The sequence below is a fragment of the Caulobacter sp. genome, from assembly GCF_049283275.1.
Lineage (GTDB): Bacteria > Pseudomonadota > Alphaproteobacteria > Caulobacterales > Caulobacteraceae > Caulobacter.
On the sequence record NZ_JBAPVS010000316.1, the window covers coordinates 1 to 8,683 of the forward strand.

An 8,683-nucleotide genomic window follows, 5' to 3' on the forward strand; every position below is an offset into this window, starting at 1 on the left:
CGAGCGGGAAGCTCTGTCGGCGGCGGGATCCGCGTGTGTAGGGACTCGTCAAACCTCACGTCTCTGGAGCCGGTCGGGCCTGGAACACAAAAACGACGTGGCGTGAGGGCCGGCTTGGCGGCAGGCGGGCGGTGACGCGCTCGCGGTCCGGGACTGGGGTTCGTTGACCTGGCCCGCCCGTCGGAGGCTTCAAGGCGGCGAGGCCCTAACAGGGCTCAGCGTCGCGGGCTTCCGGATAACGACCGCGCGGAGCGATCGGGCTTCGTCGAAACGGTATTCTTTATTCAAGCTCCGGACGTGGTCCGGCGCTCCGCGACCCTTTCCGATCAGCTCAGCGAGAGATCGCGTGAGAACGAGAGGCCGTGCCGGTGAACACTTGCCCCCACCTGACCGCTTCGCGGTCTGTCCGCCCCCATAGGGGGCGGAGGACGCGCGCGGCGCCTCCGGCGGCCCCTCTTCCCCCTGTGGGGGAAGACGACCGCGAAGCGGTCCGTAGGGGGCAAGTGATCGCCGCCGAAACGCTTCAGGCCAAGCCTACTTCTCCAACCGCGCCACAAGACTGGACGTATCCCACCGATGCCCGCCCATCGCCTGAACCTCGCCGTAGAAACCGTCGATCATCGCCGTGCCCTCCAGCTTGGCGCCGTTGACCGCCGCCTCGGCCAGGGCGATGCCCAGGTCCTTGCGCATCCAGTCCACCGCGAAGCCGAAGTCGAACTTGCCTTCCGACATGGTCTTCCAGCGGTTCTCCATCTGCCACGACTGGGCCGCGCCCTTGGAGATGGCGGCCAGCACGTCGTCGGTCGGCAGGCCGGCGCGCTTGGCGAAGTGCAGCGCCTCGGCCACGCCCTGGACCAGGCCGGCGATGGCGATCTGGTTGCACATCTTGGTCAGTTGCCCGGCGCCCGACGGCCCCATCAGCCGGATCGCCTTGGCGTAGGCCGCGAGCACCGGCTCGACCCGGGCGTAGGCGCCCGCATCGCCGCCGGCCATGATCGTCAGCTGGCCGTTCTCGGCCCCCGCCTGGCCGCCCGACACCGGGGCGTCGACGAACCAGCGGCCGACGGCGCGCGCGGCGGCGTCCATCTCGCGGGCCACGGTGGCCGAGGTGGTGGTGTGGTCGACGATCACGCCGCCCCCATTCTCCCCTTTGGCGGCCATGGCCGGCAGGACCTGCGCCACGACGTCGCGCACATCGTCGTCATTGCCCACGCACAGGCAGACCAGCTCGGCCCCCGCCACCGCCTCGGCGATGGTCGGCTTGGATGCGCCGCCGTGCCTTTCGACCCAGCGGGCGGCCTTTTCCGGCGTGCGGTTGAAGACGGTGACCTCGTGGCCGGCGGCCTTCAGGTGTCCCGCCATCGGAAAACCCATCACGCCCAGGCCGATAAACGCCGTCTTCATGCCGCGAACTCCCTTATGAGGCGCGCCCGACATCGCCCTTCGCGGCCCCGATCGCAACGGCATTTTAACACCCAGCCGTCACGTTGCCCCAACAGGGTTAAGCAGGCTTAAGCGCATGGCCGTCAGCGGCGAACAGCCGATCATCATCAAGAAGGTCAAGAAGGTCGTCGGCGGGGGTCACCACGGCGGCGCCTGGAAGGTCGCCTATGCCGACTTCGTGACCGCGATGATGGCCTTCTTCCTGCTGATGTGGCTGCTGAACACCACCAGCCCCGAGCAGAAACAGGGCATCGCCGACTATTTCGCGCCGGCCTCGATCTCGTCCAGCACCAGCGGCTCGGGCGGCATCCTGGGCGGCACCTCGCTGGGCGACGACGGCGCCAAGGCCGACGGCAAGATGTCGGTCATCCAGCAGATGGCCCCCGAAGCCCCCACCGAAACCGACAAGGACGGTCAGAGCACCGCCGCGGCCAATCTCGACTCGGCCAGCGAACAGGCCCTGCGCGACGCCCTGGCCAAGAAGGAGCAGGACAGCTTCGCCTCGGCGGCCCAGTCGCTGCGCCAGTCGCTGCAGGAGATGCCCGAGCTGGCCGAGCTGTCCAAGCAGATCATCATCGACCAGACCCCAGAGGGCCTGCGGATCCAGCTGATCGACCAGGAGGGCCGCTCGATGTTCAAGGAGAACTCGCGCGAACCCAACGATCGCGCCCGCATCCTGCTGCGCGCCATCTCCAAGGTGATCAACCAGCTGCCCAACCGCCTGACCATTTCGGGCCACACCAGCGCCAGCTCGGCCGGCAAGCGCGCCGACAGCGACTGGTCCCTGTCGGCCTCGCGCGCCGACGCCTCTCGCCAAGTGCTGCGCGGGGCCGGAGTCGACGAGGACCGCATCTACCAGGTTTCCGGCAAGGCCAATTCCGAGCCGCTGTACGCGGACGACCCCACCCTGCCCGGCAACCGCCGCATCTCGATCGTGCTCCTGCGCGAAAAGCCGGTGCTTCCCGATGGTCTCTAGGGCCGCCCGCAGCGCGATAACGCTCACGCGTGCTGCACAGCTTGCGCAACCGTCGCGGATGCCCCCTAATCCCTTATCAGCCCAGTATCGCGGGCGAGGCCACTAGAGGGATCGGGCGCTTTCCGTGACGCAGCACTTTCCGACGCGACAGCTGCGCTTCTTCCTCACGGCGCCCACGCCTTGCCCCTATCTGCCCGGACGCGAGGAACGCAAAGTCTTCGCCCACTTGCCGCTGTCCGACGGCCCCACCGTCAATGACAGCCTGACCCAGGTCGGCTTTCGTCGCTCCCAGAACATCGCCTACCGGCCCGCCTGCGAGACCTGCCGCGCCTGTCAGTCGGCCCGCGCCGCGGCCCTGGACTACGTCTTCTCGCGGTCCGAGCGCAAGGTTCTGACCCGCAACACCGATCTGGAACGCCACCTGGTCGAGGCCGAGGCCACGCTGGAGCAGTTCGAGCTGCTGCGCCGCTACCTGCTGACCCGCCACGCCGACGGCGGCATGGCCGAGATGACCTGGCCCGACTATGTGGCCATGGTCGAGGACACCGCGGTCCGCACCCACCTGATCGAATACCGCCTGCGCTCGCAGGATCGCGGCCCCGGCGACCTGATCGCCTGCGTGCTGGTCGACGTGCTCGCCGACGGCCTGTCGCTGGTCTACAGCTTCTACGATCCCAGCCTGACCAAGCGCAGTCTGGGCTCGTTCATCATCCTGGACCACATCCTGCAGGCCCAGATCAACAGCCTGCCCTACGTCTATCTGGGCTACTGGGTGCCGGGCAGCGAGAAGATGGCCTACAAGGCCCGCTTCTCGCCGCTGGAAATCCTCAAGCCCGGCGGCTGGGCCCTGATGTCGGCCCGTGAACGCGGCGCGCGTCCGCCCAAACCGGTCGGCTGCGGCTCCAACGCCGGCGTCGAGCTCAGCGACGCCGAGCCGGCCGAGCTGGGGGGCTTCCCCAGCCCGGGCAAGCCCTGAGCTTAGCGGGCGAAGCTGACGCCGCCGTCCACGGTGACGGCCGATCCGGTCACATAGTCCCCGGCCCGCGAGGCCAGATAGATCGCCGCCCCCGCCATGTCCTCGGTCGTGCCGATCCGGCCGGCCGGGATGCTCTTGGACACCGCGTCAGAATGGTCGCGAGCGACCTTGTTCATGTCCGAGGCGAAGGCGCCCGGCGCGATGCAGCTGACGGCGATGTTGTCGGACGCCAGACGCAGGGCCATGCGCTTGGTCATGTGCAGGAGGCCGGCCTTGGACGCGCCGTAGGGATAGGTCTCGTCGTGGGTCACCGACTGGCCGTCGATCGAGGCGATGTTGATCACCTTGGCCACGTGATCCTTGCCCGCCGCCCGCAGGTGGCCGATCAGCGCCTGGGTCAGGAAGAACGGCGTCTTCATGTTCAGGTCCACGACCTTGTCCCACCCGCTCTCGGGAAACTCGTCGAAGGGCGCGCCCCAGGCCGCGCCGGCGTTGTTGACCAGGATGTCCAGCTTGTCCTCGCGCTCGGCGATCCGCGCCACCAGACCCTGGATGCCTTCCATCGTCGAGACGTCGGCCGGCAGCGAGATGCATTCGCCGATCGCCGACAGCTCCTCGGCGGTCGCGTCGCAGGCGGCGGCCTTGCGGGCCGAGACGTACACGCGGCGCGCCCCGTAAGTCAGGAAGCCCTCGGCGATCATCTTGCCGATGCCGCGCGATCCGCCGGTGACCAGGGCCACGCGGCCCTTCAGGGAAAACAGGTTCTGCATCATGGACTGGTCTTTCAGAAGCTGCGGCCGGCGCTGAGCGCGCCTAGCCGCTGGGTGATTTCGAAGAACTGCGCGACGGTCTCGTCGATGATCTGGGCGGCCGATTTGACCTCGTCGATCAGACCAACCGTCTGGCCCGCCAGGGCCGGCGCGGCCTCCATGTCACCGCCGAAATAGACGCCGAGGATGCCCTTCAGGGCGTCGGGCGGCATCAGTCCGGCCTCATGGATCTCGCGGGTCCGTTCGGACTTCAGGGCGCGGATGCAGGGGCTGGCCTTCTTGTTGAGCACCCAGGTGCCGGTCTCCTTGGAGCCGGTGATCGCGGCCTTGTAGTTGGCGTGCACGGGACTTTCGACGGCGCTGACGAAGCGGGTGCCCATCTGCACGGCCTCCGCCCCAAGAGCGAAGGCCGCGGCCATGCCCCGGCCATCGCAGATTCCCCCGGCGGCGATCAGCGGAACGTCCACCCGGGCCCGGATGGCCTGCAGCAGCACCAGGGTCGAGACCTCCTCGGGGTTCTTGAAGCCGCCGCCCTCGGCGCCCTCGACCACCAGGCCGTCGACGCCCGCCTCGACGCACTTGACCGCCGCATCGACGGTCGGCACGGCGTGATAGACCACGATGCCGGCATCCTTCAGCGGCCCCACGAACTTGGCCGGACTGCCGGCCGAGGTGGTGACGAACCTGACCCCGCTCTCGCAGACGAAGCGCAGCATGGCGTCGTCCTTCAGGAACAGGATCGGCAGGTTCACGCCGAACGGCAGACCGCTGTCGGCCATCTTGCGGATCTCGGCCTTGCAGTTTTCAGTCTCGCCGGACGAGGTCTCGATGATCCCAAGCCCCCCGGCCCGCGAGACGGCGCTGGCCAGGGGATAGCGGGCGATCCAGCCCATCGGGGCCTGGACGATCGGATATTTGGCGCCCGTGTGGGCCATGACTCTGTTGCCGGTCATTTTTCGCCTGCTTGGGGGATCAACAGCACCCGGCCGACGGCTTGGCGGCTCTCGATATAGGCGTGGGCGGCGGCGGCCTGCGACAGTGGGAAGGTCTTGTCGATCAACACCTGCAGCTCGCCGCGCGCGGCCTCGTCGATCAGGGTCTGGATCATGTCGTGAACGCGGTCAGTCATGATCTCCGCGCCCAGGAACACGCCCGTCAGGCTGCGGTTGCCGCTCATCAGCGACGAGACGTCCACCTTGGTCGGCTCGCGCCCGGCCTGACCGACCAGCGAGATCCGGCCGCGATAGCCCAGGGCCCCGATGCTGGTCTGCAGGGTCGGACCGCCGACTGGATCGACCACCAGGTCCACGCCCTTGCCGCCGGTCAGGTTCATCACCTGCTCGACCACGTCGTCACGGCTGTAGTTGATCCCGTGGTCCAGGCCGAGGGGCTTGAGGCGCTCCAGGCGCTCGTCGCTGGAGGCGGTGGCCAGAACCGTCGCCCCGGCCCGCTTGGCCAGCTGGATGGCGGCGACGCCGACGGCCCCCGCCCCGGCCTGGACCAGCACGGTCTCGCCCGCCTTCAGATGGCCGGCCCCGAACAGGCACTCATGCGCCGTGCCGAACGGCACCGGGATCGCGGCGGCTTTGCGGACGTCGAAGCCGTCGGGGATCGGCCAGGCGTTGCGGGCCGGCACGCTGCGTAGCTCGGCGTGCGAGCCGAAGGCGTTCACGGTGACGACCTTCTGGCCGACCTTCAGGTGGGTGACCTCGGCCCCGACCTCGATGATCTCGCCCGCCGCCTGGTAGCCGACAATGTGCGGACTGCCCGCCATTGGGCCGCCGCCGCGGTTGAGGGTGTCGCCCCCCTCTATGCTGACCGCCTCAACACGGATCACCACGCCACTGGGGTAGCAGGGCGGATCGGCGACGTCCTCGTACTTCAATACCTCCGGCGAACCGGTTTCGTAGTAGACGGCGGCCTTCATGACAGGCTCCCTAGACTTTGTTTTTATTGGCCCTTCGCGGGCGACTACTGCGCTGGATCGACCAGAGCCTGGTAGACCAGAGTGGCGGCGTCATCGCTGATCTTGGCCAGGGCCGGGTCCATCTCCTTGGCCAGGATGTGGATCATCCCCAACATGAAGAGGTCGTTCTTGGGGTCGATCCAGAACCAGGTGCCGGCCGCGCCGCCCCAGCTGTAGGTCCCCTCGCCTTGCAGCGTGCCGTCTCGGGCCGAATTGGTGACCACCGCGAAATCGAGGCCAAAGCCCCCGCCTTTGGCCGGCGAGAACGTCGCGTCCGGCGCGGCCATCACGATGTCGGACAGGTGGTTGCTCGCCATCAGCTTGATCGTGCCCGGCGCCAGGATGCGGGCGCCATCCAGTTGGCCGCCGTTCAGCAGCATCTGGGCGAAACGGGCATAGTCAGCCGTGGTCGAGACCAGCCCGCCGCCGCCCGAGGCGATCGCCGGCGGCTTGGTGACGTCCAGCACCATGAAGTTGTCGGCCGACTTCAAGGTGCGGGTCTTGGGATCGGGAATATAGAGCGCGGCCAGGCGATCGCTCTTGGCCTGCGGAACCCAGAACGCGGTGTCGGTCATCTTCAGCGGATCGAAGATCCGGCTTTTCATGAAGTCGGCCAAGCTCATGCCCGACAGCCGCTCGACGATCAGGCCCTGGATGTCGACCGAGACGCTGTAGCGCCACTCGGTCCCCGGCTGGCTGGCCAGGGGCAGCTTGGCCAAGGTTGCCAGGAACTCGGCTTGGGTCTTGGAGCCCAGCAGGCCGCTGTCGCGATAGGCCTTCTCGACCGGTTGATCCGTACGAAGACCATAGGCGAAGCCGCCCGTGTGGCTCATGATCTCGCGCATGGTGGCCGCGCGCGTCGCCGGCTCGGTGATGAACGTCCCGTCCGGGTTCTGGCCCTTGTAGACCTTGAGATTGGCCAGCTCAGGCACGAACTTGGTGACCGGATCGTCGAGGCGCCACTTGCCCTCCTCGAACAGGATCATCATCGCCACGCCGGTCACCGGCTTGGTCTGGGAATAGATCCGGAAGATCGTGTCCTTGGTCATCGGCGCGCCGCCGATCGCCTTCTTCCCGAACGTCTCGTAGCTGACGATCTTGCCGTGGCGAGCGACCATGGTGATCGCGCCCGGCAAGTGGCCTTGATCGACCAGGCTCTGCATGTAGGCGTCCAGCCGCTTCAGACGCTCGGGCGAGAAGCCCGCGGTGCCCGGCGCGGCCATCGCCAGGCTGGGAGCGGCCTTGGGCGCGCTCCAGGCCGGACCACCCGCCAACGCCAAGACGGCCACCGCCGCCGCCATTGTCCGCAAAATCCGCACCGCCGCCCTCCGAACAGTTGTTTGAGGACACCTTAGCTTGGTTTGATGACACGGCAATGGACGAGGTTGGGGATCAGGTTGGCCGCCGCCCTTGCCCGCCCCCGGTCCTTGCGGCTAAGGAGAACCCCCGCCCGGCGTGGCGGTGCTGGCCGGATTAGCTCAGCGGTAGAGCAGCGGTTTTGTAAACCGAAGGTCGGGGGTTCAATCCCCTCATCCGGCACCAAACCCCTCCTGGCGACGGCGGCGTGGACAGGCCTGGCCGGTCGGGCTAAGGCCAGCGCCAAGCCGGACGCCGGCGCCCCGTCGCGAACCCCGCCATGAGCCAGCCCCGCCCCGCCCTGATCTTCATCGACGCCGACGCCTGTCCGGTGAAGGACGAGGTCTACAAGGTCGCCGCCCGCTACGGGTTGAAGACGATGGTGGTGTCCAACAGCTTCATCCGCGTGCCCCTGACGCCTGCCATCGAGCAGGTGGTGGTCGAGTCCGGGCCCGACATCGCCGACGACTGGATCGCCGAACGCGCCCTGCCCGGCGACGTGGTGGTGACCAATGACATCCCGCTGGCCGACCGGGTGCTGAAGGCCGGGGCCGCCGCCCTGGCCCCCAACGGCCGGGTGTTCACGCCCGACTCCATCGGCTCGGCCCTGGCCTCGCGTGAGCTGGGCGAGCATCTGCGCTCGTTCGGCGAAATCACCGGCGGGCCCAAGGCGTTTGGCCCGGCCGACCGCTCGCGCTTCCTGCAGGCCCTGGACCAGGCGGTGGTCAAGGCGCGGCGCGCTAAGCGATGATCCAGATCACCCCCTGGCTGTCGATCGACGAGGACGACCTGACCTTCAAGGCCGCCCGCGCCTCGGGTCCCGGCGGCCAGCACGTCAACAAGACCTCGACCGCCATCGAACTGCGCTTCGACGTCCGCGGGTCGCCGGTGCTGCCCGAGGACATGAAGGCCCGGCTGGAGCGGCTGGCCGGGACGCGGCTGACCGGCGACGGGGTGCTGATCCTGTTCGCCCAGGGCAGCCGCTCGCAGGAGATGAACCGCCAGGAGATCGTCGAACGCTTCGTCGAACTGCTGCGCCAGGCGGCCGTCCGCCCCAAGGCCCGCCGCCCGACCAAACCGACCTATTCCAGCAAGCTCAAGCGGCTGGAGACCAAGGGCAAGCGGGCGGGGATCAAGAGCCTGCGGGGACGGCCCAAGGGCGACGACTAATGACAGAGCGGCCAACGACCTTCACC

9 protein-coding genes and 1 tRNA gene are annotated in these 8,683 nt (G+C 68.2%); 5 read left to right on the forward strand and 5 right to left on the reverse strand.

Going from position 1 to position 8,683, the window contains the following annotated elements:
• Window positions 1-534: 534 nt before the first annotated feature.
• Window positions 535-1,404, reverse strand: a complete 870-nt coding sequence (locus WAL33_RS17880; RefSeq protein WP_422182886.1) for an NAD(P)-dependent oxidoreductase — start codon at window positions 1,402-1,404, stop codon at window positions 535-537.
• A 115-nt stretch (window positions 1,405-1,519) separates the two neighbouring features.
• Between WAL33_RS17880 and WAL33_RS17885 the strand changes: the two genes are divergently transcribed.
• Both WAL33_RS17885 and WAL33_RS17890 read left to right on the forward strand, forming a co-directional pair.
• Complete coding sequence (locus tag WAL33_RS17885) at window positions 1,520-2,419, forward strand: flagellar motor protein MotB (protein ID WP_422182888.1); 900 nt, start codon at window positions 1,520-1,522, stop codon at window positions 2,417-2,419.
• A 124-nt stretch (window positions 2,420-2,543) separates the two neighbouring features.
• Entirely contained in the window at window positions 2,544-3,395 is an 852-nt protein-coding gene (locus WAL33_RS17890) for an arginyltransferase (protein WP_422182889.1), read from the forward strand.
• A 2-nt stretch (window positions 3,396-3,397) separates the two neighbouring features.
• Here WAL33_RS17890 and WAL33_RS17895 read toward each other — a convergent pair whose 3' ends face one another.
• The 4 genes from WAL33_RS17895 to WAL33_RS17910 are packed head-to-tail and all read right to left on the reverse strand — an operon-like array spanning window position 3,398 to window position 7,450.
• The gene (locus WAL33_RS17895) at window positions 3,398-4,165 is read right to left on the reverse strand and encodes an SDR family oxidoreductase (protein ID WP_422182900.1); all 768 of its coding nucleotides are present in this window, start codon (window positions 4,163-4,165) and stop codon (window positions 3,398-3,400) included.
• A gap of 14 nt (window positions 4,166-4,179) precedes the next feature.
• Complete coding sequence (locus tag WAL33_RS17900; protein WP_422182891.1) at window positions 4,180-5,118, reverse strand: NAD(P)H-dependent flavin oxidoreductase; 939 nt, start codon at window positions 5,116-5,118, stop codon at window positions 4,180-4,182.
• Window positions 5,115-6,092 carry a quinone oxidoreductase family protein gene (locus tag WAL33_RS17905; protein WP_422182893.1) on the reverse strand — a complete coding sequence of 326 codons (978 nt, stop codon included), beginning with the start codon at window positions 6,090-6,092 and terminating at the stop codon, window positions 5,115-5,117. The genes WAL33_RS17900 and WAL33_RS17905 overlap by 4 nt, the downstream gene beginning before the upstream one ends.
• Window positions 6,093-6,136: 44 nt before the next feature.
• On the reverse strand, window positions 6,137-7,450 hold the full coding sequence (locus tag WAL33_RS17910) for a serine hydrolase domain-containing protein (RefSeq protein ID WP_422182895.1): 1,314 nt from the start codon (window positions 7,448-7,450) through the stop codon (window positions 6,137-6,139).
• A 148-nt stretch (window positions 7,451-7,598) separates the two neighbouring features.
• Here WAL33_RS17910 and WAL33_RS17915 point away from each other — a divergent pair.
• The 3 genes from WAL33_RS17915 to arfB all read left to right on the forward strand — a co-directional run bounded on the left by WAL33_RS17915 (window position 7,599) and on the right by arfB (window position 8,657).
• Window positions 7,599-7,673: transfer RNA gene (locus WAL33_RS17915), tRNA-Thr, on the forward strand.
• 94 nt (window positions 7,674-7,767) lie between these two features.
• Window positions 7,768-8,238, forward strand: coding sequence for a YaiI/YqxD family protein (locus tag WAL33_RS17920; RefSeq protein WP_422182897.1), 471 nt, complete (start codon window positions 7,768-7,770; stop codon window positions 8,236-8,238).
• A complete protein-coding gene (gene arfB, locus WAL33_RS17925) occupies window positions 8,235-8,657 on the forward strand; it encodes an alternative ribosome rescue aminoacyl-tRNA hydrolase ArfB (RefSeq protein ID WP_422182899.1) in 423 nt (140 codons plus the stop codon). The genes WAL33_RS17920 and arfB overlap by 4 nt, the downstream gene beginning before the upstream one ends.
• Window positions 8,658-8,683 lie beyond the last annotated feature (26 nt).

Excerpts from the sequence above, each read along its gene's own strand:
- WAL33_RS17880 (WP_422182886.1), bottom strand. The coding sequence starts at position 1,404 with ATGAAGACGGCGTTTATCGGCCTGGGCGTGATGGGTTTTCCGATGGCG.
- WAL33_RS17885 (WP_422182888.1), top strand. The coding sequence starts at position 1,520 with ATGGCCGTCAGCGGCGAACAGCCGATCATCATCAAGAAGGTCAAGAAG.
- WAL33_RS17895 (WP_422182900.1), bottom strand. The coding sequence starts at position 4,165 with ATGCAGAACCTGTTTTCCCTGAAGGGCCGCGTGGCCCTGGTCACCGGC.
- WAL33_RS17900 (WP_422182891.1), bottom strand. The coding sequence starts at position 5,118 with ATGACCGGCAACAGAGTCATGGCCCACACGGGCGCCAAATATCCGATC.
- WAL33_RS17905 (WP_422182893.1), bottom strand. The coding sequence starts at position 6,092 with ATGAAGGCCGCCGTCTACTACGAAACCGGTTCGCCGGAGGTATTGAAG.
- WAL33_RS17920 (WP_422182897.1), top strand. The coding sequence starts at position 7,768 with ATGAGCCAGCCCCGCCCCGCCCTGATCTTCATCGACGCCGACGCCTGT.
- arfB (WP_422182899.1), top strand. The coding sequence starts at position 8,235 with ATGATCCAGATCACCCCCTGGCTGTCGATCGACGAGGACGACCTGACC.